The sequence below is a fragment of the Bacillus sp. MM2020_4 genome (genome assembly GCF_011250555.1).
Taxonomy (GTDB): domain Bacteria; phylum Bacillota; class Bacilli; order Bacillales; family Cytobacillaceae; genus Neobacillus.
This window is the reverse complement of sequence record NZ_JAANMZ010000149.1, coordinates 1-245: the sequence shown is the minus strand read 5'-3', so window position 1 is coordinate 245 and position 245 is coordinate 1. Positions and strand designations below refer to the sequence as shown.

Genomic DNA, 245 nt, shown 5'->3' with positions numbered 1-245 from the left:
CGGTGGGGTAACCGTAAGGAGCCAGCCGCCTAAGGTGGGACAGATGATTGGGGTGAAGTCGTAACAAGGTAGCCGTATCGGAAGGTGCGGCTGGATCACCTCCTTTCTAAGGAACATGCAGTCCTTTTGGACTGATCATAAGGTTGACGTTTCTTGTTTGTTTAGTTTTGAGAGTGCAATTCTCTCAAAGCTTTTTTTAATCGTTCTTTGAAAACTAGATAATCGTAAGAAGAAGCAAAGTAAAC

At 44.1% G+C, this 245-nt stretch carries 1 rRNA gene; it reads left to right on the top strand.

The features are described 5' to 3' along the window. Positions 1–106, top strand: a 16S ribosomal RNA gene (locus G6554_RS26490); the annotation flags it as partial. Positions 107–245: the final 139 nt, after the last annotated feature.